The organism is Xanthomonas sp. WHRI 10207, assembly GCF_040202975.1.
Taxonomy (GTDB): domain Bacteria; phylum Pseudomonadota; class Gammaproteobacteria; order Xanthomonadales; family Xanthomonadaceae; genus Xanthomonas.
Genome location: NZ_JBEGDX010000002.1, coordinates 975,673 through 998,276, shown reverse-complemented (window position 1 = coordinate 998,276; position 22,604 = coordinate 975,673). Strand labels below are relative to the sequence as shown.

General features: G+C 64.4%; 14 protein-coding genes and 2 other RNA genes. 9 read left to right on the top strand and 7 right to left on the bottom strand.

The genetic code is table 11. The features are described from left to right. Position 1: 1 nt before the first annotated feature. The 6 genes from ABQU90_RS09850 to tkt all read left to right on the top strand — a co-directional run bounded on the left by ABQU90_RS09850 (position 2) and on the right by tkt (position 9,887). Positions 2-463, top strand: a complete 462-nt coding sequence (locus tag ABQU90_RS09850) for a DUF4381 domain-containing protein (RefSeq protein WP_323522391.1) — start codon at positions 2-4, stop codon at positions 461-463. Beyond that, positions 460-1,467: a vWA domain-containing protein gene (locus ABQU90_RS09845; RefSeq protein WP_323522254.1), complete on the top strand. Its 1,008-nt coding sequence runs from the start codon at positions 460-462 to the stop codon at positions 1,465-1,467. The genes ABQU90_RS09850 and ABQU90_RS09845 overlap by 4 nt, the downstream gene beginning before the upstream one ends. After that, entirely contained in the window at positions 1,464-3,293 is a 1,830-nt protein-coding gene (locus ABQU90_RS09840; protein ID WP_323522255.1) for a vWA domain-containing protein, read from the top strand. The genes ABQU90_RS09845 and ABQU90_RS09840 overlap by 4 nt, the downstream gene beginning before the upstream one ends. Next, entirely contained in the window at positions 3,290-5,062 is a 1,773-nt protein-coding gene (locus tag ABQU90_RS09835; RefSeq protein WP_323522256.1) for a BatD family protein, read from the top strand. The genes ABQU90_RS09840 and ABQU90_RS09835 overlap by 4 nt, the downstream gene beginning before the upstream one ends. A 1,301-nt stretch (positions 5,063-6,363) precedes the next feature. Then, on the top strand, positions 6,364-7,644 hold the full coding sequence (locus tag ABQU90_RS09830) for a dicarboxylate/amino acid:cation symporter (RefSeq protein ID WP_323522257.1): 1,281 nt from the start codon (positions 6,364-6,366) through the stop codon (positions 7,642-7,644). A 242-nt stretch (positions 7,645-7,886) separates the two neighbouring features. Next, a complete protein-coding gene (gene tkt, locus ABQU90_RS09825; protein ID WP_055848685.1) occupies positions 7,887-9,887 on the top strand; it encodes a transketolase in 2,001 nt (666 codons plus the stop codon). 277 nt (positions 9,888-10,164) lie between these two features. Here the strand turns inward: tkt and ABQU90_RS09820 are convergent, their stop codons facing one another. Continuing rightward, positions 10,165-11,106 carry an alpha/beta fold hydrolase gene (locus tag ABQU90_RS09820; protein ID WP_407078778.1) on the bottom strand — a complete coding sequence of 314 codons (942 nt, stop codon included), beginning with the start codon at positions 11,104-11,106 and terminating at the stop codon, positions 10,165-10,167. 738 nt (positions 11,107-11,844) lie between these two features. Between ABQU90_RS09820 and fhuE the strand changes: the two genes are divergently transcribed. Continuing rightward, positions 11,845-14,028, top strand: coding sequence for a ferric-rhodotorulic acid/ferric-coprogen receptor FhuE (fhuE, locus tag ABQU90_RS09815; protein WP_323522259.1), 2,184 nt, complete (start codon positions 11,845-11,847; stop codon positions 14,026-14,028). A gap of 283 nt (positions 14,029-14,311) precedes the next feature. Here the strand turns inward: fhuE and ABQU90_RS09810 are convergent, their stop codons facing one another. Continuing rightward, on the bottom strand, positions 14,312-15,289 hold the full coding sequence (locus tag ABQU90_RS09810) for a LysR family transcriptional regulator (RefSeq protein ID WP_323522392.1): 978 nt from the start codon (positions 15,287-15,289) through the stop codon (positions 14,312-14,314). A 33-nt stretch (positions 15,290-15,322) separates the two neighbouring features. Between ABQU90_RS09810 and ABQU90_RS09805 the strand changes: the two genes are divergently transcribed. After that, entirely contained in the window at positions 15,323-16,087 is a 765-nt protein-coding gene (locus ABQU90_RS09805) for an SDR family NAD(P)-dependent oxidoreductase (RefSeq protein ID WP_323522260.1), read from the top strand. A gap of 117 nt (positions 16,088-16,204) precedes the next feature. On the opposite strand, the gene ABQU90_RS09800 is transcribed toward ABQU90_RS09805, so the two are convergent. The 3 genes from ABQU90_RS09800 to ABQU90_RS09790 all read right to left on the bottom strand — a co-directional run bounded on the left by ABQU90_RS09800 (position 16,205) and on the right by ABQU90_RS09790 (position 20,936). Beyond that, positions 16,205-16,915 (bottom strand): M23 family metallopeptidase, encoded by a 711-nt coding sequence (locus tag ABQU90_RS09800; protein ID WP_323522261.1) that lies wholly within the window; start codon positions 16,913-16,915, stop codon positions 16,205-16,207. Positions 16,916-16,917: 2 nt separating this feature from the next. Then, positions 16,918-17,847 (bottom strand): L,D-transpeptidase family protein, encoded by a 930-nt coding sequence (locus ABQU90_RS09795; RefSeq protein WP_323522393.1) that lies wholly within the window; start codon positions 17,845-17,847, stop codon positions 16,918-16,920. Positions 17,848-18,221: 374 nt separating this feature from the next. Next, on the bottom strand, positions 18,222-20,936 hold the full coding sequence (locus ABQU90_RS09790; RefSeq protein ID WP_323522262.1) for a TonB-dependent receptor: 2,715 nt from the start codon (positions 20,934-20,936) through the stop codon (positions 18,222-18,224). 76 nt (positions 20,937-21,012) lie between these two features. Here ABQU90_RS09790 and ABQU90_RS09785 point away from each other — a divergent pair. Beyond that, positions 21,013-21,088: non-coding RNA, sX9 sRNA (locus tag ABQU90_RS09785), on the top strand. Between the two features lie 118 nt (positions 21,089-21,206). Here the strand turns inward: ABQU90_RS09785 and ABQU90_RS09780 are convergent. Both ABQU90_RS09780 and ABQU90_RS09775 read right to left on the bottom strand, forming a co-directional pair. Beyond that, positions 21,207-22,382 carry a phosphatidylinositol-specific phospholipase C1-like protein gene (locus tag ABQU90_RS09780; RefSeq protein WP_323522263.1) on the bottom strand — a complete coding sequence of 392 codons (1,176 nt, stop codon included), beginning with the start codon at positions 22,380-22,382 and terminating at the stop codon, positions 21,207-21,209. Positions 22,383-22,510: 128 nt separating this feature from the next. Continuing rightward, positions 22,511-22,587, bottom strand: a non-coding RNA gene (locus tag ABQU90_RS09775) — sX9 sRNA. Between the last annotated feature and the right edge of the window lie 17 nt (positions 22,588-22,604).

The window sequence follows — 22,604 nt, the reverse complement described above, 5'->3', positions numbered from 1 at the left end:
GATGGCACCGCAATCGCTTCCGCTGCGCGATGTCCATCTGCCGCCGTCGCCGTCGTGGTGGCCGTTGGCGCCGGGGTGGTGGCTGGTGATCGCTGTGGTCGTGCTGATGCTGGTTGGTGCGTGGTTCTGGTGGTGGCGTCGTCGTCGGCAGCAGCGCGGCTGGTTGGCTGCCTTTGATGCCGAGCTGCAGCGTGCAACGACGCCTGCGCAGCGCTTGGCCACCTTGTCGATGCTGTTGCGCCGCGCGGCGCGCACGGTGGATACGCAGGCCGACCGCTTGCAGGGCGAGGCATGGTTGCAGTTTCTGGACGGGCGCAAGAGCAAGACGCAGGCGTTCTCGCAGGGATCAGGGCGGGCCTTGCTCGAAGGTGGGTTTCAACGCGCACCGGCGGTAACCGATCTGGATGCCGTGCAGGCGTTGGCGCGGCAACGTTTCTTGCGGTTGATGCGGGGCCAGCGATGAACTGGCTGCAGTGGTCGCAATGGCAGGACGCGTTGGCGCATTGCGCGTGGCCATGGGCGTGGTGGTTGATGCCGCTGCCGCTGCTGATGTGGTTCTGGCCGCAGCGCCGTGCCGACACGGCCGCGCTACGTGTGCAGTATGCCGATCAATTGCATGCAGTCGCCCAGGTACGGCGCGTGCCCGCCTTGCGCATGCCGCGCTGGCTGGCGTGGCTGGGCTGGTTTCTGTTGTGCGCCGCGCTGGCGCGTCCGCAGCAATTGGGTGAAGTGATCCAGCCGCCGCGCGAGGCGCGGCAGATGATGCTGGCGGTGGATCTGTCCGGCAGCATGAGCGAGCCGGACATGGTGCTCGGCGGCAATGTGGTCGACCGCCTCACCGCCGCCAAGGCGGTGTTGTCGGACTTTCTGGATCGGCGCGACGGCGACCGCGTCGGCCTGCTGGTCTTCGGCCAGCGCGCCTATGCGCTCACACCGCTCACTGCCGACCTCACTTCGGTACGCGACCAGCTGGCCGACAGCGTGGTGGGGCTGGCCGGGCGCGAGACCGCCATTGGCGATGCGATCGCGTTGTCGGTCAAACGGCTGCGCGAACAGAAACAGGGCCAGCGCGTGGTGGTGTTGCTCACCGATGGCGTCAATACCGCCGGTGTGCTTAATCCGTTGAAGGCGGCCGAACTCGCCAAGGCAGAGGGCGTGCGAGTGCACACCATCGCTTTCGGCGGCAGCGGCGGTTATTCGTTGTTCGGTGTGCCGATTCCGGCCGGCGGCAACGACGATATCGATGAGGCGGGCTTGCGCAAGATTGCCGAGCAGACCGGTGGGCGCTTCTTCCGCGCCCGCGATACCGAAGAGCTGGCCGGCATCTATGCCGAGCTGGATCGGTTGGAGCCGGTCAAGGCGGTCGGCCCATCCGTGCAGCCGCGCGTGGAACGCTATTACTGGCCGTTGGGCGCAGCCATGCTGATTGCCTTGCTTGCTTACGTACTGCCGCGGAGATGGCGATGAACGCGCTGTCGGAAGGATTGGCCGCACTGTATCTGCTGCGCCCGGATTGGCTGTGGGCGCTGTTGCTGATCGTGCCGGCAGCGCTGCTGTGGCACCTGCGTCGACGCAGCGCCAATGTGTGGCGCAACAGCGTGGACGCGCATCTGTTGCCGGCCTTGTTGGTTGCCGGTGGCCGGCGGGGCTGGTGGGGCTTCGTGCTGGCCGCGCTGACCTATGCGCTTGCGGTGGTTGCGATGAGCGGGCCGAGCTGGCGGCAGATCGAGCGCCCGGTGTTTCAATCGAGTATGCCGTTGGTGGTGGTGCTGGATCTGTCGTCCAGTAGCAATGCGACCGATCTGCCGCCATCGCGCCTGCTGCAGGCCCGCGCCAAACTGGCCACGCTGCTGCGCAAGCGCGCTGGCGGCGACGTGGCGCTGCTGGTCTATGCCGGCGAAAGCTTTACCGTTGCGCCATTGACCGAAGACGCGGCCAACGTGGCGCTGTTTCTGGATGCGCTGTCGCCATCGGTGATGCCGGTGGACGGCAAACGTGCCGACAGGGCCATCGATGCGGCCGCCCGGCTGTTGCAGCAGGCGGGCTTCAAACAGGGCGATATCCTGCTGGTCAGCGATAGTGCCGACGGCTCGGCGGAAAGCGCCGCACGCACCGCGCGCGCAGGTGGGTTCCATGTTTCCGCACTCGGCCTAGGCAGCCCACGTGGCGCCGCCTACCGCACCGGCAGCGGCGAGATCGCGCAGGCAAAACTGGACGAGGCAAGCCTGCGCGACCTGGCCGGGCAGGGCGGCGGGCGCTACGCGCGCATCGCGCCAGGCGACGCTGACCTGCAAGCGCTGGGGGTGCTCGATCCCGCGCAACAGCCGCTGGCCGATGAAACCTCAGAAGGCAACGGCGGCAAGACCTGGCTCGACGAAGGCTACTGGCTGGTGCTGCCGGTGATGCTGTTTTCGCTGTTGGCGTTTCGACGCCGCGCAGTCGTGGCAATGGTCGCGTTGATGTGCGTGTTGCCGCTGGCGCAGCCTGCACAGGCGGCCGACGGCACCTTGTGGCAGCGCGCCGATCAGGTGCAGCAGCAGCGCCTGGATGCCGGCGTGCAGGCGTACCGCAAGGGCGACTTTGCCGCTGCGCAAAAGGCATTCGAAGGCGTGCCGACCGACGAGGGCCGGTACAACCTGGGCAATGCGCTGGCGCGACAAGGCCAGTACGACGAGGCGATTGCGGCTTACGATCGTGCGCTCAAGCAACATCCCAAGCAGGCCGATGCGATCGCCAATCGCGCGGCGGTCGATGCAGCGCGCAAGCGCCAGCAGCAGAACGACAAGGATGGCAAAGGCCAGTCCAAGGATCAGAACCAGTCGGGCAAGAACAAGCCCGGTCAGGAGTCGTCCGGGCAAGACCAGCAGAACGCTAAAAACGCCGGCAAAGATGGGCAGAACACCCCAGGTGAGCAAGGCAAGCAGGACGGCAAGGATCCACCGTCCGACGCGCAGACACCGCAGGACGGCAAGTCGCAGCAGCAACCCTCCAAGGACGGCAAGGGCGAGCAAAGCAAGCAGGACACGCCACCGCAATCGGCCGATGCAAAGGCGCAGCAGCAGGCCGACGAGGCGCAGCGTCGCAAGATGCAGCAAGCCATGGCGCAGGCCGGCGACAAGGGCGCCGATGCGAAGGGCAAGCCGGAGGCCGCGATGGCAAGCGAGACAGCGGAGCAGCGCGAGCAACGTCAGGCAGTGGATGCGTGGTTACGGCGGGTGCCGGACGATCCGGGCAGCCTGCTGCGCACCAAATTCAGGCTGGAATACGAACGCAGACAACGGGACGGACGATGATCGGCACACACCACTTGCGCCGCGGTGCGATCGGCATGCTGGCGAGCATGATGTTGTTCGTCTGCACACCGGTGGGGGCGGTCACGCGCGCCTGGCTGGACCGCGACAGCGCCAATGCGGGCGACGTGGTCATGTTGAATATCGAAACCGACCAGCGCGGCGTCGATCCGGATTACACGCCGTTGCGCAACGATTTTGCGCTGGGCGCCAAGAGCGCCAATCAGCAGATGCAGGTGACCAATGGGTCGGTGACGGTGCGCGCGTTATTCGGCGTGGTGTTGACGCCGCGCAAGAGCGGCGAGCTGATCGTGCCCGCGATCCGGGTCGGCAACGAACGCACCGAGCCGCTGCGACTGCAGGTGGTGGCCTCGGCGAACGATCCGGCAAGCAATAGCACTGGAAATCGCAGTGGTGGTGGCAGCGCCGCTGCCAGCGGGCCAAGCGAGGCGCAGGGCAATGAAGAGGTCTTCGTCCAGACGCAGGTGGACGACCCGCAGCCCTACGTGCAGCAAAGTGTGGGCGTGGTGGTGCGGTTGTACTTCGCCAATCAGCTGGCCTCCGGCGAGCTCGATCTGGAAGCGCCCGATGGCGCATCGCTGCAACGCATCGGCGATGACGTCAGTTCGGTCAAGTTGGTCAACGGACGGCAGTACAACGTGGTGGAGCGGCGCTATCTGCTGGTGCCCGAGCGCAGCGGCCGCTTGCTGTTGCCGTCGGCGCGCTTCAATGGCCGCTCGGCGGGCGGTTTCTTCGATGATTATTTCGGTCGTGGCAATGGCGAACTGAGTGCGCGCAGCGCCAGCATTCCGCTGCAGGTGCGCGCGCAGCCGGCCACTGCGCCGCAGCCGTGGCTGCCGCTGCGTAGCCTGCAGCTGCGTTATACGGCCACGCCGCAACGCGCAACCGCCGGGGAAGCGACGCAGTTCGTGGTGGAAGCGAGCGCGCGTGGCGCCACCCAGGCACAGTTCCCCGAGTTGCCCACGCCGAGCGTGCCCGATGCGCAGGTGTTCGCCGAGCCGCCGCAATACGAAGAACGTTTTGTGGATGGCTCGCCGCAGCTGCGGCTGACCCGTCGCTATTCGATCGTGCCCAACCGCGCCGGCCCGTTGGTCGTGCCCGGTCTGCAGGTGGCGTGGTGGGACGTCGGCGCGGGCGCGGCAAAGACGGCCTCGGTGCCGGATCTGACCTTGGATGTGGCCGCGGGGAGTGGCGCTTTCGCGGCGCCTGCGCCTGCACCCGCCGCAAGCCCGTCGAGCACTGCCGCAGCGCCTGCGCCCACGGCTGGCACGCTGAGTTTGCAGACACCACCGCCCGCGCAACGGCCATGGGGCTGGATCGCTGCGTCGGTGGGTTTTGCGTTGCTATGGGTCATTACGCTCGTGTGGGCGTTGTTGCGTAAGCGCGGTGGCTTGCACAGTGCTCCCAGTGCCAACGGCAGTGATGCGCCTGCGCCTGCGCCTGGCCGGCGCGTGACGCATGGCGTGGCCGAGTTGCGCCGCGCGCTGGATAGCGGTGGCATGGACGATGTGGCCACCGTGCTGTGCGGCATGGCTGGCGTGGCCGATATCGACAGCGTGCTGGCGGCGCTGGCGGATCCGGCCCAACGCGCTGCGGTGGCACGCATGCAGCGCGCCCGCTGGGGCGGCGATGGCGATGTGGCGGGCGCGCGTGCGGCATTGCGCGAGGCCTTTGCGAAGGGACCGCGCTGGCGGCACGCGAGCGCGGCAGAACCTGAGGTGCTGGCGCCGTTGTATCCGCCAGCGACTTGATCGCCTGCGCGGCATCGGCGCAGGCCGACAGGTCATGAAGCAGCGGCTTAGTTGTGCATCGCTGTGGCTCTCAGAGCAGCTAACAACGCGTGTGTAGTCGCCAGTCGGCGCGGCTGGCGCTCTGAACTCAGGTCTCGTTCGGACACTTCGGTTCTAAGCGCGTCGTCGACTCATGCGCCTGAACATTGTTTTCTAGGTTGTGTTCGTAGCTTCTAGTTCCGGAGATCAGCTGCGTTGCCGAAAACACGGTATTGCGGCTGCGATTTGGCTGCGAGGCCCTTGCCCGCCCACCATCGCGGGACACGCTGCAAGTACGTCCTTGTAAGCTCTTACGCGGCATCCATGCCGCGTAAGGTCCCGCGACGGTGAGCGGGCAAGGACCAATCAATAGTGTCGGTGTGCATGGTGCAAGCAAGGCATGACGCCTGCGTTCGGATAACGGCGCGTTTTGTCATCCTTCCAACGCAAGCAGATCAACGGCCACTTCGCTGCAGGGCCCTTGCCCACCCACCATCGCGGGACACGCCGCAAGTACGTCCGTTTAGGCTCTTTGGCGGCATCCATGCCGCCTAAGGTCCCGCGACGGTAAGCGGGCAAGGGCCGGTCACGATGGTCGGTGTGCATGGGCGAGCAATGCGTAAGTTCGCTCTGCGATCCATGGCGCTCGCTAGCGCTACCTTTTTGCGCCTACGTTTGTTGAAGTCGATAACGCAGCCACTTGCATCGGCAAACTAGCGTGCCACGCGCTGCGATCAGCTTTTTCAGGCAAACACCGATCAACGTCATGGTGCGGTGTCCTCGCCGCTTGCGGGACCGTGTGGCGGCATGGATGCCGCCACCGAGCCTCCAAGGACGGATTTACGGCGTGTCCCGGAAGTGGTGAGGGCACCGCGCCCTCGAACCGCTTGGCTTTAGAAGAGTCATCCGGCCTCAAAGCTCAAGGCCTCAGCCGCAGTGAAATGAGTTGATGCCAAGCCCAAAGTCCCAGGCCCCGGCGCCAAGCGCAATGGCAGCCTGCATCGACACGAGCATCCAAGTGCGAGCATTCGACAAAGCAACCCACGAGCGCGTGCTGCAGTACAAGCGCGTGCTGCAGTAAGGGAATCGCTTCCTGATTCAAGCCGAGCCGGTCACTGGCCGTACCTGACAGGCCTTGCGCGCGATGCGTGTGTTGCCGTCGCAACGCTCGCAGCAACTGCCCTTGAGAGGTACACCTACCCTCGGCCAGGTGCAGCGCGGCGTGGCTGCCTCGATGGCGTTTGTTAAGCTCCGGTCTTTGTGTCCAGATCAAGGCCCACCAGATGACTGCATCCCCAGCCGCACGCCGCCCGGGCCTGCCCCTGCATTGGAAGATGGGCATTGGGTTCGCCGTCGGCCTATTGCTGGGTCTGGCCGTCTACTATCTGGCCGGCAGCGATGCCGAGTGGGTGCGGCTGGCGACCAAGTACGTGACCACGCCGTTCTCGCAGATCTTCCTCAATCTGATCTTCATGCTGATCGTGCCGCTGTTGTTTTCGGCACTGGTGATGGGCATCTCCGAGATGGGCGACATCCGCGCGCTGGGCCGCGTGGGCTGGCGCACGCTGGGCTACACCGTCGTGCTGTCCGGCATCGCGGTGCTGCTCGGTCTGGTGCTGGTCAATGTGCTCAAGCCCGGTGCGGGCGTGGACCCGCAGCTGGCCAATCAGCTGATCCAGGAAAACGCCGAACGCACCCGCGAGATCATCTCCAGCTCCGGCACCCAGCCGCAGGGCATGGACATGCTGTTGTCGATCGTGCCCAACAACGTGGTCGCGGCCGCCTCGAGCAATGGCGCGATCCTGTCGCTGATGTTCTTTGCAGTGATGTTCGGCGTCGGCATGGTGCTGACCGCCGACGAAAAGGTCGCCACGCTCAAGCGCTGCATCGAAGGCATCTTCGAAATTTCGATGACCTTGATCGGGTTGGTGATCCGTCTGGCCCCGTATGCGGTGGCCTGCTTCATGTTCAACCTGGCCGCGCTGTTCGGGTTCGATCTGCTGATCCGCCTGGGCGCTTACGTGGGCGTGGTGGTGTTGGCGTTGGGCCTGCACATGGTGGTCAGCTACGGGCTGGCGGTGAAGTTTGCCGGGCGCTCGCCGCTGGGCTTCTTCAAGCAGACCCAGGAGGCCACGATGATGGCGTTCTCCACCGCCTCCAGTAACGCAACCCTGCCCACCGCCCTGCGCGTGGCCGATGAAATGGGCCTGCCGCCGCGCGTGTCGCGCTTTGTGCTGACCGTCGGCGCCACCGCAAACCAGAACGGCACCGCGCTGTTCGAGGGCGTCACGGTGATCTTCCTGGCGCAGTTCTTCAATGTCGACCTGAGCATCGGCCAGCAGTTCATGGTGATGCTGGTGTGCATCCTGGGCGGGATCGGCACCGCCGGCGTGCCGTCGGGCTCGCTGCCGGTGGTGGCGCTGATCTGCGCCATGGTCGGGGTCAACCCGGTCGGCATCGGCATGATCCTGGGCGTGAACCATTTCCTGGACATGTGCCGCACCGCACTCAATGTCACCGGCGATCTGGCGTTGACGACCTTGGTGGCCAAGGGCGAGGAATAGGGAATCGGGAATCGAGAATGGGTAAGAGCGGGCTGGTGCGATCGGTACGGGTGATGTGAGGTTCTGTCGCAGCGGTGGCTGCGGTGCGAGGGGCGTTAGCCGCCAAGCTGCAACACTGCATCCGATTCCCCATTCTCAATTCTCCATTCCCGCACCCCCAATCCCGGCCCCGCTAACACGCTCTGTGGGAGAATAGGGGTCTCCGCTTCCAGCGGTGTTCCCCTCCGCTTCCATAGACGCCCATGACCCAGCCCACCCGCCGCCAGCTGGCCAACGCCATCCGTTTTCTCGCCGCAGATGCGGTCGAAGCCGCCAAGTCTGGTCATCCCGGCATGCCCATGGGCATGGCCGATATCGCCGAAGTGCTGTGGAACGATTATTTCCGGCACAACCCGAACAACCCGCAGTGGTTCAACCGCGACCGCTTCGTGCTGTCCAACGGCCACGGCTCGATGCTGCAGTACGCGTTGCTGCACCTGACCGGCTATGACCTGCCGATCGAGCAGCTCAAGCAGTTCCGCCAGTTGCACAGCAAGACGGCCGGCCACCCCGAGCGCAGCGAAACGCCCGGCGTGGAAACCACCACCGGTCCGCTGGGGCAGGGGTTCGCCAATGCAGTGGGCTTTGCGCTGGCCGAGAAGTTGCTGGCGCAGCGCTATAACCGCCCGGAGCTGCAGATCGTCGACCACCGGACCTGGGTGTTCATGGGCGACGGTTGCCTGATGGAAGGCATCTCGCACGAAGCCGCCTCGCTGGCCGGTACCTGGGGCCTGGGCAAGCTGGTCGCGTTCTGGGACAACAACCATATCTCCATCGACGGCAACACCGATGGCTGGTTCAACGACAACACACCGGCACGTTTCGAAGCGTACGGCTGGCACGTGATCCGCGATGTGGACGGGCATGATGCCGACAAGATCAAGGCGGCGATTGAAGCGGCGCTGGAAAACAGCGACAAGCCAACCCTGATTTGCTGCCGCACCAAGATCGGCTTCGGTGCGCCCACCAAAGCCGGCAAGGAATCCTCGCACGGCGCGCCGCTGGGCAAGGAAGAGCTGGAAGGTGCCCGCAAGGCGCTGGAATGGCCGTATGGTCCGTTCGAAATTCCCGAAGAAATCTACGCCGGCTGGCGCGCAGGTGGCACCGGCACGCTGCGTCAGGCCGAGTGGGAGCAGTTGTTCGACAAGTACGGCAAGCAGTACGCGGCCGAAGCTGCCGAACTGACCCGTCGCTCGCACGCCGAGCTGCCGGCCGACTTCATCGCCCAGGCCGATGCCTACATCGCCAAGGCGCAGGAAGACGGCCAGACCATCGCCTCGCGCAAGGCCTCGCAGCTGGCGATCGAAGCGTTTGCGCCGTTGCTGCCCGAGTTGATCGGCGGCTCGGCCGATCTGGCGCATTCCAACCTGACCCTGTGGAAGGCCAGCAAGTCGGTGGCTACCGACGACCCGGATGCCAACTACGTGTATTACGGCGTGCGCGAGTTCGGCATGACCGCCATTGCCAATGGTCTGGCGCTGCATGGCGGCTTCATTCCGTTCGACGCCACCTTCCTGGTGTTCAGCGACTACGCGCGTAATGGCGTGCGTATGAGCGCGTTGAATCCGGCGCATGCCATCCACGTGTACACGCACGACTCGATCGGCCTGGGCGAAGACGGCCCGACCCATCAGCCAGTGGAGCACCTGGCATCGCTGCGCTACATCCCCAACAACGACGTGTGGCGGCCGGGCGATGCGGTGGAGTCGGCGGTGAGCTGGAAGGCCGCAATCACCCGTAAGGACGGCCCGAGCTGCCTGATCTTCAGCCGCCAGAATCTGCAGCACCAGCCGCGCAGCGCCGAGCAGATCAAGCTGATCGAACGCGGTGGCTACGTGCTGGCCGATGCCGAAGGCGGCACGCCGGACGTGATCCTGATCGGTACCGGTTCGGAAGTGGGCCTGGCGGTGGAAGCCAAGAAGACGCTGGATGCGGCCGGTTTGAAGACACGCGTGGTGTCGATGCCGTCCACCGATGTATTCGATCGCCAGGATGCGGCGTATCGCGAATCGGTGTTGCCCAATGCAGTGCGCAAGCGCGTGGCGGTTGAAGCGGGCGTGACCGGCTTCTGGCGCAAGTACGTCGGCCTGGATGGCGATGTGGTCGGTATCGACACCTTCGGCGCCTCGGCCCCGGCCGATCAGCTGTACGCGTACTTCAAGATCACCGCCGAGCACGTCGTGCAGGCGGCGAAGGCGCTGTAAGCGCGCAGCGTTGCGGATAAGAAAAACGCCGGCCAATGCCGGCGTTTTTTGTTGTGGCTGCCAGTGACGTCATCGTTGGATGCGCGCATTGCTGCGGAATCAATTGCGGCTCTCGGCCCTCGTGATGGTGAGAGGGCGTAATGCTTAAGTGGCCGGTCTGCGTTGCAGAACGCGTCTGCGCGCGGGGCAAGCAGTCGCGGCATGCCGGTGATGCAAAAGTGCAGCACACGCAGCACCAGGCCGCCGGATGGCTGTGCAGTAGTGGCGTCTGCCGCTCCTAGCGCGCGTGCTTCGCCAGCGTCTCTGCACGAATCTGTTCCAGTACCTTCAACTGCGCATCCATCATGGTCGGGTTGGGGTCGTGCCCGGTGCGCGGTAGCGGCAAAAACGATTTGCTCGGGGCAGAAATCGCATCGAAATAGGCTTTGCTGACCTCTGCTGGCGTGACCAGGTCCTGGTCGCCCTGCAACAGATAGACCGGCATGGCGAAGCGGGTGCCCAGTGTGCGCAGATCGATGCCCGGGCCCATGCCGTCGCCGTGCAGACCGACAAACTGCAGGAACGAATAATCCTCTCCTGCCTCGTACGCGGCGCGGTACTCCGGCGTGTCGTAGTCCGGCGCGAAGGTGAACCAGCCTGCGGGCGCAGGCTCGGTCTGCAGCGCTTCGTAGGTGCGTGTCAGACGCCGCAGGATGCCGAAGTTGCGTGGGTTGGTCCACGGCGGAGGGCCTATCTTTTCCAGCTTGCCGATGGCCTCGGTATCGCTGGCCGCGCGCGCCAGCTGCAATGTCTTTGCGTAACTCGCCGCCATGTCGTCCTGGTAGTTGGCCAGTTGCGCGGTGCCGACATAGGCCTGAAACAGGGCCGGTTGCGCCATGGCGATGTTGACCGCCAGCGCCGATCCCCACGAGCCACCCATGAGGATCAGGGTGCGCTTGCCTAGCCGTTGCGTGGCATAGCGGGCGATCGCCACGCCATCGTCTGTCAGCCGCTGCACGGTCAACGTGTCGCCATCGGCCGGCGTGCTGGCAGCATAGGTTTTGCCTGCACCGCGCTGATCCCATTGCACGATGGTGAAGTGCTGCGTCCAGCTGCCGAACAACTGCTGTGCAAAGGGCGTATTGGGATTGCCCGGCCCGCCGTGCACGATCAGCACGACCGGGTTGCGGCAATCCTGCCCGTCGATGGTGACCCATTGCGCGATGCCGCCGATCTGCACAAGGCCGGATTCCGCAACGCTGGTACCCGGCTGCTGGCAGGCAGCGCTCACTGCGACTTCTTCCGCGTGTGCGTCGACGACAGCAGAGGTGCAAAGCAGCAACAGCGCGCCACTCTTCCAAGTCTTCTTCATGCGATCCCTCGTGGTGCTGCGTGTTTGCGCTACGTAAAGCCAGTCCTGCGGCGCTCAGCCGAGTATCACCGTAGCGTGAGTCCGGCTGCAATGCAGATCGCAGCAGTGCGCGATCTATCGGTTGATCGCTGGTACTCGCTTGTACCTACACGCCACTACGCTGATCAGTTCGCGAGTCGCGTGGGGCTGGGGTCTGCGATGGCAAGGCGATGCAGGCGCAGGTGTCAGCGGTGGTGATGGCCGTGCCGACCAGACCGTTGTGATCGTGCTCCGTATGCGTCGCGGACCAGTGCACCGCTTTCGCGCGCTAGCTATGCACCCGGTGCAGTGCGCCGATGTGTGCGTGCTGCATGCGAGCGACGCCTCGATGTGCTGTCCGCTTGGCCGAGGAGCGTGTACCGGTCGAGGCCGCTGGCAGGCGCAAAACCTTGCTGTGGCGTTCGCTTGAGCCGGCCTTTCTGCCGGCCGACCCTGGCGTCGCCTATTTAAAATGTGAATCATTCCCATTAAAATGTTGCACTGCCGCGATTTCGCGGTGCGTCCTCCCCCTGTATACCGCCGCCTTCGCGTGGCGGCTTGCCCTCGACTGTCTGCGCCGGAGCTGTGATGAACCGTCTTACCGTAATGCGTCTTCTTCTCATTGGAGCGCGCCCGCGCGCGCTTTCGCATGCAGTGTTCGCCGCGCTGTGCACAGTGTCGGCAGGTCAGGCCATGGCCGAAACGCCGGCCGGCGACGCCGAGGTCACCACGCTGGACCGGCTCAACGTGCAGGGTGAGCTGGTCAAGGGCTATACGGTGGAAAAGACCACCGCCGGCACGCGCATGAACCTGTCGCTGCGCGAGATTCCGCAGTCGGTCAGCGTGATCACGCGCGACCGCATGGACGACCAGAACTTGCAGAGCATCACCGATGTGCTCAACAACGTCTCCGGCATCTCGGTGGCCCAGAGCGATAGCGAGCGGCTGGAGTTCTACGCGCGCGGTTTCTACATCGACAACTATCAGTTCGATGGCATTCCGGCGTACATGGAGCAGGCCTGGAGCTATGGCGATTCGGCGTTGGACGTGGCGTTGTACGACCGGGTGGAAGTGGTGCGTGGCGCCACCGGCCTGCTGACCGGCTCGGGCAACCCGTCGGCGTCGATCAATCTGGTGCGCAAGCATGCGGTGAGCCGCGACTTCACCGGCACCGTGTCGGTAGGCGGTGGCGACTTCAACAAGACCCGCAGCGTGGCCGATGTCACCGTGCCGCTGAGCCCCGAAGGCACCGTGCGCGCACGCGTGGTCGGCGTGTATCAGGACGGCGAATCCGATATGGATCGTTATAACCTGCGCAAGAAGATCGGCTCGGCGATCATCGATGCCGACCTCACCGACAGCACCTTGCTGAGCGTGGGCTACGAATACCAGAAGAAGGAATCCGACGACGTCACCTGGGGCGGTTTTCCGCTGTTCTACAGCGATGGCACCCGCACCAACTACGACCGCTCGTTCAATCCCGCCGCCGACTGGACGTTCTGGGACACGCGTCTGCAGCGTACCTTCGCCAGCCTGCAACAGAGCTTCGACAACGGTTGGACCCTCAAGGCCAATGTGAGCCACGAGAAGACCGAAGCGTCCAATCACCTGTTCTATCCATTCTATACGATCTTCGGCTTCGACCGCGCCACCGGCGGTGGCGTGGTGCCGTATTCGGGCAACTACCAGACCGAGCGCAAGGCCGATGGCGCCGACGTCTACGCCGAAGGCCCGTTCCAGTTGTTCGGCCGCGAGCATCATCTGGTGGCCGGCGCCAGCTACAACCGCCGCGAGTACGTCAACAACGGCACCTTCGATTTCCCGGCGCCGTTGGACAGCTACCTCGGCTGGAACGGCGCGTATCCGGAACCCAACTGGAGCCCGCGCACGGTGCAAAGCGAAGGCACCATCAAGCAGAAGGCCGCTTACGTGGCCGCACGCTTTTCGCTGGCCGAGCCGCTGACGCTGCTGGTGGGCGCGCGCTATACCGATTGGCAAATCGATGGCGGCAACGCCGATGCGGCGCAGGGGCTGGTGCCGTTCTCCGATAGCCAGACCGAAGTCACCCCGTACGCCGGTCTGGTCTACGACATCAACGACGTATGGTCGACCTACGTCAGCTACACCGAGATCTTCAACCCGCAGACCTTGCGCGATGCCAACGGCGGCTACCTCGATCCGCTGAGCGGCAAGGGCTACGAAGCCGGCGTCAAAGCCGCCTGGTTCGACGACCAGCTCAACGCCTCGCTGGCGCTGTTCCGCATCGAGCAGGACAACCTGGGCGTGGCCACCGGCGGCTTTGTGCCGGGCAGCAGCGAGTCTGCTTATGAGGCGGCCAGTGGCGTGGTCAGCGAAGGTTTCGACTTCGAGCTGTCCGGCCGTCTGGCCACTGGCTGGAATGCGACCTTCGGTGCCTCGCACTACACCGCCCGCGATGACAGCGGCACGTCGATCAATACGCACCTGCCGCGCACCACCATCAAGTTATTCAACAGCTACACCCCGCAAGGTGCGTGGAGCGACCTGACCGTGGGCGGCGGTATCAATTGGCAGAACCGTTCGTACTACGTGGACCCGGTGTACGGCACGTTCCAGCAGAGTGCCTACACCCTGGTCAGCGCATTCGCACGTTACCGTCTGTCGCCACAGTTCTCGGTGCAGCTCAACGTCGATAACCTGCTCGACAAGCGCTATTACGCGCAATTCAATGGCGGCTACGGCGCATGGGGCGCATCGCGCAACGGCATGCTGACCTTCAACTACAACTTCTGATCGAGGGCGACGTCAGCTGGTTCGACGTTCGATCCTGCTGAAGTGACACAGGCACCTGCAAGGGTGCCTGTGTTTTTGTGTGTGTCGGGTCGCTCTGTGCCGACGTATCGCGGAGCTTGTGGTGGCGGTGGAACAAATTCGCGCGGCTTGCCGCAAAGGCTGTTTACAGCTGTTGCCAGGAATGCAGTGACAGCGCTGCAGGAGTGATGCGCGAGTTTCATCGTTGGATCGAAACGCAGCATCGTCTCCACGCGATCGCGATCGCAACTGCAATCGCACTCTCTCAAGGCAACAACGGCTGCAACTGCTGTGCCATCACTTCGGCTACCCAGTCCATGAAAGCGCGTACGCGCTGCGGCAGATGGCGGCGTTGCGCGTAGAGCAACGTGACCGGCATCGGCTCGGGTGCCAGATCGGCCAGCACTTCGATCAGTGCGCCGCTGTCCAGATGCGGGCGCAACGGGCTGGCCGGCGCCTGGATGATGCCCAGCCCCGCCAACGCAGCAGCCAGATACGCATCGCCATTGTTGACCGTCACCGGGCCGCGCATGGGCAGCAGTTGGTAGCGCTGCCCATCGTGATACTCGAAGCCGGGCGAGCGCTGCCCGAGCGTCGGCACGTAATGCACCAGATCGTGCTGCGCCAGATCGTCCAGGCACGTTGGCATGCCGCGGCGCGCAAGATACTCGGCGCTGGCGCAGCTGACGATGCGGAACGCGCCCAGCGGGCGCGCGACCAGACTGGTGTCTTCCAGCGTGCCCACACGCAGCACGCAGTCGAACCCCTCGCGCACCACATCCACGCGGCGGTCGGTGCCGCTGATTTCCACTTCCAGTTGTGGGTGCCGTGCCAGGAACGCGGGCAAGGCGGGGATCACGAAATGACGCGCGATGCCCGCCGACATATCCACCCGCAGACGCCCGCGCAGCTGCCCATGCTCGCGCTGAAACATGCTGTGCAATTCGTCCATGTCGTCGAGCAGGTCGCGGCTGCGCTGATAGAACGCCGCGCCGTCGCCGGTGAGTTGCACACGGCGTGTGGTGCGATGCAAAAGCTGTGTGCCGAGAGATGCCTCCAGCCGCTGCACGGCGGTCGAGACGCTGGCCTTGGGCAGGCCAAGGGTGTCGGCGGCGCGGGTGAAACTGCCCAGCTCGGCAACGCGCAGAAAGGCGCGCAACGATTCCATGGTGTCCATCGATTGGTCGATTATCTTGAACGGTGCAATCAGCGTGAGCCGATTTATGTAGCGCAGCAAGCGCAATAGCCTGGGCCACACCCACTACGGAGCGTGCCGATGTCGACCACCACCCCACCCATCACCTTGATCACTGGCGGCAGTCGCGGCCTTGGCCGCAATGCCGCGCTTGCGCTCGCTGCCGCAGGCAACGATATCGTGCTGACCTACCGCAGCCAGGCCGACGAAGCCGCCGCCGTGGTAGCAGAGATCCAGGCACTGGGCCGGCGCGCGCAGGCGTTGCCGCTGGATGTTGCGCAGGCCGAGACCTTCAGCGCATTCGCCGCGCAGCTGAAGGACGTGCTCGCCGATTGGGGGCGCACGCAGTTCGATGCGCTGGTCAACAATGCCGGCACCGGATTGCATGCGGCCATTGCCGATACCACGCCCGCGCAGTTCGATGCGCTGGTGGATATCCATCTCAAGGGGCCGTACTTTCTCACCCAGACGCTGCTACCGCTGATCGCCGATGGCGGGCGCATCCTCAATGTGTCGAGCGGCCTCGCGCGCTTCGCGCTGCCGGGTTCGTCCGCCTACGCGATGATGAAGGGCGGGGTGGAAGTGTTCACCCGCTATCTTGCAAAAGAGTTGGGCGCACGCGGCATTCGCGCAAATACGCTGGCGCCGGGCGCCATCGAAACCGACTTCAATGGCGGTAGCGTGCGCGACAACGCGCAGGTCAACGCGATGGTGTCCTCGGTCACAGCACTGGGCCGGCCCGGTCTGCCGGACGACATCGGGCCGGTGGTGGCGGCGTTGCTCGCACCCGGCACCGGATGGATCAATGCACAGCGCATCGAGGTTTCGGGCGGGATGTTGATCTGATTTGATGAGTCAGACAGTGCGGCGATGCCATTCGACGGCATCGCCGCTTGCAAGCCAGTGCATTGGTGAGCGCGATGACGATGCGCGGCGATGTATGCCGGGCGTTGCGTCGTTGCCTCACTGCAGGGGCTGATCGCCATGCAATACGGGATAGGGATTCAACGCCTCTCCCTTCCACCACTGCTTTTCCGGTCCCAGGCGATGGATCTCGAAGTGCAGATGCGGTGCGGCCGGATTGGCATTGCCGGTGCTGCCGACATAGCCGATGACCTGGCCACGTTTGATGGACTGTTTTTCGGCCAAACCATCGGCGTAGCGTTCCAGATGCGCGTAGTAGTAGCAGTACGTGCCGCCGGGCTCGAACTGGTACACCGTCAGCCCACCGCGTTCGCTGTCGAACAGTTTTTCGACCGTGCCATCTGCCACCGCAAGTACCGGCGTGCCGGCCGGCGCCAGGATATCGATGGCGTCATGCACGCGGCCTTCGCTGCGCGCGTCGGTGAAGGTGTCCTGCAATGTGCTGCGGTCGATGCCCTGTACCGGGATCAGCAGACCGGTGCCCGCTGATGTCGTACTGGCTGCCGGAGTAGAAGCAGGCGGTGCGGGCGCGGCCGGACTTTGCTGTGCAGGCACAGCATCCGATGGCAGCGATGTCGGTGCGGGTTGCGCAGCAGGTGCAGCAACCACTGCAGTGTCGGTGGGCTGCGCAACCACCGTCGGCGCACTCGCCGACGGCGTGACTGTTGCCTCCGGCGCACCGCGTTCCAGCCACCAATAGCCGCCTGCACCGATTGCCACGCCTGCAACCAGAATCACCAGCAGTTTCATGCTTACTCCTGCATCACCACCGGGACCGACGGGCCGACCACGCTGGCCAGATTGACCACGTCCCAATTGGTCAGGCGCACGCAGCCGTGCGATTCGGTCTTGCCGACATGGCCGGGCTCCGGCGTACCGTGCAGACCGTAATGCGGTTTGGACAGGTCGATCCACACCCGGCCAACCGGATTGTTCGGACCTGCCGGCAACGTGGCTTTTTGATCGCCTTTTTTCGCGTCCCAGAACAGCTTGGGGTTGTACTTGAACACCGGTTCGCGCGAGATGCCCAGGATCTTCCAGCGCCCGATCGGCAATGGATCATGCTTGCTGCCCGACGACACCGGGAACTGTGCGTAGACCTTACCGTCGGCATCGAACAGGCGCAGCGTCGAGTCGGATTTGTCCACGATCAGCTTGGCCGGTTTGGCCAGCGGCGCAACGCCGTCGATGTTGGGAACCTGGATCACGCCGCCGGCCTTGCCGAGATCTACGCCGGGGTTGAGCTGGCGTAGCAGCGCCGGGTCGGCGTGGAAGCGCTCGCCCAGTGACTCATCCACCGAGGTATAGCCGAGCGAAGGCAGCTTGGCTTGCTCTGCGGGACCCTTGGGAATTGGCTGGAACGGGCCGGCAACGTCGGCATCGGTGAGTGTGTATTGCACCAGCGCCGGCGTGCTGTCGGCCTGCAGTGCCTGCCAGGTGGCGTCGTCCAGTTCGCCGGTCACCTTGATGTTGTGCGCGGCCTGAAACCCGGACACCGCGCGCTTTTGATTCGAGCCACGTTCGCCATCGATCTGGCCCGGCGAAAAATGCGCGCGGTCCAGCAGCACCTGCGCATGCAGATCCGAGCGTGCGCCGGTCGCGACGGCCTTTGCGGCAGGCGTAGCCGTCGGCGCAGATGCGGTATCAGGCGCGGGTTGCTGTGCCTGTGCCAGCGCAGACAGCGAAACGCTCAACGACAGAGCGAGCAAACAAACGCGAGCGTAAGAGCGTGATGGCATGTGCAGATCCGGGAAAGGCATGCGCGCACCTTGCCCGACCGGGCTGCGCTTTCTGCGTGAAATGGCTGCACGTTGACTGACTTGAGACGTGGTATCGCTGCGGCCAGTGGCCAATCACGACGATACGGTGCTGCGTTGCGCGACCGCCCGCGCGACACCGTCACGTTGCGCGCGGTGTCGCGGATAGGTGCGCATCTGCGAGTCCGCTCCATCTGCCGGAAATCGACCGCCTGCCTCATGCGCAGATAATCGGCCGATGACCTGTGCGCCCACGTGCGAGCGCACGCATCTGGCCGCGTGCCGCACACGCTTGGTCGTCAGTAGGTATAGGCCAGTGTCAGCAGGTATGCCCGTCCGGTCTGCACGTAGGCGCCATCGGCGCCGGGGTCGTAGGCCATGTAGCGGTCAGACTTGCCCTGGGTTTCGTAGAACGTGGCGGCGTTGAGCAAGTTCTTGGCCGATACGCCCACGTCGACGTGGTGCGGCAGGTGATAGGTGGCGCTGAAATCCAACGACTTGACCGGCTGCAGGTAGTAATTGAGCCGGTCGCTGGTCAGCCCCAGTAATTGCAGGCCGGTGTAGTGGTAGCTCAGGTCTGCGCGCAGGTGCGCATCGTCGTAGAACAGATCCAGGTTGTAGATGCGCTCGGGTGCACGCGGCAACCAGGTTTTTTCCGGCTGATCGGCCCGTTTGCTGTCCGCTTCGCTGCGCTGCAGGGTGAGGTTGGCGGTGACGCCAAGCTTGCTCCAGATGCCCGGCAAGTCCTGCAAACGCTTGCTACCGGCCAGCTCCAGCCCGTACAGCGTGGCGGTGCCGCCGTTCTGAGGCATGGTCACCGGTACGCCGTTTTCGAAGGTGGTGCCGGTGGGCACCAATCCGCCGAGTGTGTTGTCGTTGCTGGTGGCCGACTGCGAGGTGTAGATGAAGCCGGTGATGCGCTTGTAGTAGGTCGAGGCGCTGAGCACGCCGCCGTTGTGGTCGTAGAACTCGGCCGACAGGTCGGCGTTGTCGGCCTTGCTCGGCTGCAGATCGGGGTTGGGTTTGGAAATCCCGACCACGCGCTGGGTGTCGTCGATGGTGTACACCGTCTCGCCGGAAATCAGGCCAAAGGCCGGGCGGCTGAACCTGCGTCGCAGCGAGGCGCGGTAGACGGTGAGATCGTCGGGCCGATAGTTGATGCTGATGCCGGGCAACACTTGCCCATAGGTGCTGCCGGTGCCAACGACATTGCCGCTGTTGCCGTCGCCGCTGGATTGCCAGGAATCGGCCGAGTAGCGGGTCAACTCATAGCGCACGCCGGGCAGGATGCTGACCTGGCCGATATGCAGCGCGGCCATCGCGTAGCCCGAATAGATTGCTTCGGTGCTGGAGGTGGTGTTTGCGTTGTAGTCGTTGGCGGTATAGACGCCCGCGCCGTTCGGGTCGTCGATGTATTTGTAGGGCAGTGCTTGCGCGCGCATCCAGTTGCGGTCCAGCAGCTTGAACGGACCTGCGTAATGCCCATCGAAGGCGTTGTAGGTAAGACGGCCGGGAATGGCGCTCAGCGGCGGTCCGCCAGCGGTGGGGAAGGCGTAATTGGGGCCGCCGAAGTACGGCCCGTTGCTGACGAAGTTGCCGTCCTTGTGGAAGAACGGGTGATCGTAGGCGCCGCGGTCGGAGTGATCGGCAGACAGGCCGACCTTGACGCTGTCCAGCACATCGCCATCGACCTGGTAGGTGATATCGGTATGCGCGTTGATGCGGTTGTCGTGACTGCCGGCATCGTGGCCTTGCACTTTCCACAGCAGCGACGAATCCAGGTTGTAGAAGAAGTCCTTCAACGCCGCCGAACTGGGGCCGATGCCGGGGTAGGTCGGGTCGCTGAGGTCGAAGGCGAAGCTGCCCGGGGTAAAGCCATACAGACTGGCCGACACATAATCCGGCCGGCTGCGCGTACCACGCCCCACCGAAGCGCCGTAGTCGAAGCGCAAACGGTCCAGCGTGGTCTGCCCGCCAAGCTGCAAGGTCGCCAGCTTCTCGTCGATGTCGTGGGTATTGAAATAGCCGCCGCGCACCGCCGTGGGTTGATTGAGATAGGTTTCCAGGCGTGCGCTGGATTGATCCTGCTGCCCGGTGACGCCGTAGCTGCCGTAGATGGCGCGCGCATAGAGCGCACTGCTGTCGCCTTGCCAATCGAGCGACAGGTTGCCGCCATAGCGTTCGATCTGGCTGGTGTACACGCTGTATTTGTAGCGCGTGCTGATCAACGGGCCGACAGCGCGCAGATCGGTTGCATTGGCCAGTGCGGGATCGGCCGGCACGTATTTGCTGTTGGGCGCCGGTGCCTGCGCCATGTTGTTGTTCTTGCCGTAATAGGCCGATGCGTAGACGCCAAACGCATGATCGCTACCGAATTTCCAGGCGATTTCCTGCTGGAACGTACCGCCGGTGTGCTTGCCGCCCAGGTGCGAGGTCAGCGCGTTGAGCTGCCCTTGCGCGGTGCTCTTGGCATACACGTCCTGGCCGAAATCAAACGCATTGGGCGTGCGCATGTCGATCGCACCGCCAATCGCATCGCCGGGCATGTCGGGTGTGGGCGACTTGGACACCTGTACCGACTGGATGCCGAACGGCGCCAGCATGTTCAAGGAGATCGCGCGCGTCGACGCATCGGTTTCCGGCATGCCGAAGCCGTTGAGCGTGTACGCGTTGTAGCTGGCGTCCATGCCGCGGATGCTGACGTAGGCGTTCTCGCCGGTGGTGGCCTGGCCCAGATGCATGTCGCTGTACGACGACAGACCCGGCAGATGCGCCACGACATCGGCGATGCCGCCCGAAGGGATGGCGTCGATCTGCTGCTTGCTCATCACGCTGTTGACGCTGCTGGACAGGCGTTGCTCGTTGAGCGAGCCGGGCGTGGCGGCATGCTTGGCCTGCACGTTCACCGAATCCAGCGTGGTGGTGGCCAGCTCGGGCGTCTCGGCCAATACGGGTGCAGACAGCACCAGTGCGATGGCGCAGCTCAGGCGATGGAGGGTGCGGGGAGTGTGCATGCGGGGGCTCGTGTGAGAGCAGCTAATAAACCTACTGTGCAGTCGTCAGACGGGCGCGTCCGGTGCTCGGTGCGGCATGTACCACGCGTACACGCCGGTTCCTCCGCGCCGTCCACACCCATCTGACGACAGCTCGCTACGTTTTGTTAGCCGCTCCAAGTGAAAGGAACGCCTGGCCGTGACGCGGGCGCAGGCGTGCAGTGCCGATGCCTTCCATTGCGGCGGGTCTGTGTGCATCTATGCGATGTGCGCCAACGCCAGTGGCGCCGATCAGTGACTCAGATCGACGCCCTTGCAGTGCGTTGGCGGCCGCTGCGGATTGCAGCGCGCCACCGCATCGCCATCCAGGCGCACCTCGTAACCGGTATTGGCCGGCTCGTGCGCGGGAAAGTCGGTGCTCAGCAACTGCGCACCACTGGCCAGCATGCTGTCGCGGCGGGTGGTGTCGTGTTGCTGTGCTTCTTTGAGGTCTGCATCGGTTCGCGTGCGCACCAGGTAGCCGGCTTTCACCAGCTGCGTGATCGTGTCGGCAGGTCCGTCGTTGAGTTCGGTGAATGCGGCATCGTCTTCGCCAGGCACGGCATTGGTGAAACAGACCCGGCCACGCAGCGATGGATGCCCCGGCAGATAGCTCGCACCGGCGGTACGTTGGTCGAGCAGAAACACCACCTTGCCGCGCGTCTCGGCCAACGAGGGCCAACCATGCGCAAGCACCGCCGCGTTGAGCGTGCGCGCGCTACCACGCACCTGGTCGGGGCTGACGTATTCGCCCGGTCGAAAGACCGAGCGCAGTTCTGCATCCAATGCATCCATGGCCGTTGCATCGAACGGCTCAGGCTGCACGCTGGGAAAGCCCAGCTGCACAGGCGCCTGCTTGGTTTCCAGCAGGATGAAGATTGGCACGTGCCCGGGGTGTTGCCTGGACCAGTCGCGCACCTGCTGCAGGCAGGCGATCAGCGGCTGGCACGTGCTGCGTTGGTCAACGTCCTGCACGTGCATGACCTTGAAGCCGGGTGTGTCCATCACGCCGGCGGGTGCGCTGGCCGGTGCTGGCGGCAGCCCGGCCTTGGCAATCTGCGCGGCGATCGCCGGGTGTGCGTAGCGACCACCCTGGGCATCGGAAAACACGTCCAGTTCCAGTTGCCTGACACCATCGTCCAGTTGTTGCGTCAGCGGCGGATGGCGGTAATCCAGTGCCGCGAACAACGCGGGATTGAGCTGTTTCAGCAGCGTGGCCTCGCTGGGTGCAAACCCGGCGTGGTAGCTGTTGTGGCTCCCGACGTATTGCAGATCGGTAAGGCGCGGCGCAGCAGCTAGCGCAAGATTGCTGATGATCAAGGCGGCAAACAATGCAGCGTGCGGCAGCTTGCTTCGTTCGATGCGCGACTGCTTCGCTTTACGGTGAATGGCTGAACAACGTGCGGGAAAAACCGGGACAAAACCCATGCGGCGATGCCAGGAAACAAGGTGGTCGCCATCATCCGGGCGCAGCTTGACGCGCATCTTTCCGCAGTGTTGCCGTCGTGCGTCAGTCGCTTCGATACGTGCAGGCGAATCCAGTGAATCACTAGAGTGGCTGACACAACGTAGCGAGCAGTCATCAGGTGGGTGCGGACGGCGCGCGCAGAGCCGCAGGGTACGAGTGGTACATGCCGCACCGAGCACCGA

Bases quoted from the DNA above. Each gene is read 5' to 3' on its own strand.
- ABQU90_RS09790 (WP_323522262.1), bottom strand. From the start codon at position 20,936: ATGCACACTCCCCGCACCCTCCATCGCCTGAGCTGCGCCATCGCACTG.
- ABQU90_RS09845 (WP_323522254.1), top strand. From the start codon at position 460: ATGAACTGGCTGCAGTGGTCGCAATGGCAGGACGCGTTGGCGCATTGC.
- ABQU90_RS09805 (WP_323522260.1), top strand. From the start codon at position 15,323: ATGTCGACCACCACCCCACCCATCACCTTGATCACTGGCGGCAGTCGC.
- fhuE (WP_323522259.1), top strand. From the start codon at position 11,845: ATGAACCGTCTTACCGTAATGCGTCTTCTTCTCATTGGAGCGCGCCCG.
- ABQU90_RS09830 (WP_323522257.1), top strand. From the start codon at position 6,364: ATGACTGCATCCCCAGCCGCACGCCGCCCGGGCCTGCCCCTGCATTGG.
- ABQU90_RS09840 (WP_323522255.1), top strand. From the start codon at position 1,464: ATGAACGCGCTGTCGGAAGGATTGGCCGCACTGTATCTGCTGCGCCCG.
- tkt (WP_055848685.1), top strand. From the start codon at position 7,887: ATGACCCAGCCCACCCGCCGCCAGCTGGCCAACGCCATCCGTTTTCTC.
- ABQU90_RS09850 (WP_323522391.1), top strand. From the start codon at position 2: ATGGCACCGCAATCGCTTCCGCTGCGCGATGTCCATCTGCCGCCGTCG.
- ABQU90_RS09835 (WP_323522256.1), top strand. From the start codon at position 3,290: ATGATCGGCACACACCACTTGCGCCGCGGTGCGATCGGCATGCTGGCG.
- ABQU90_RS09800 (WP_323522261.1), bottom strand. From the start codon at position 16,915: ATGAAACTGCTGGTGATTCTGGTTGCAGGCGTGGCAATCGGTGCAGGC.
- ABQU90_RS09780 (WP_323522263.1), bottom strand. From the start codon at position 22,382: ATGGGTTTTGTCCCGGTTTTTCCCGCACGTTGTTCAGCCATTCACCGT.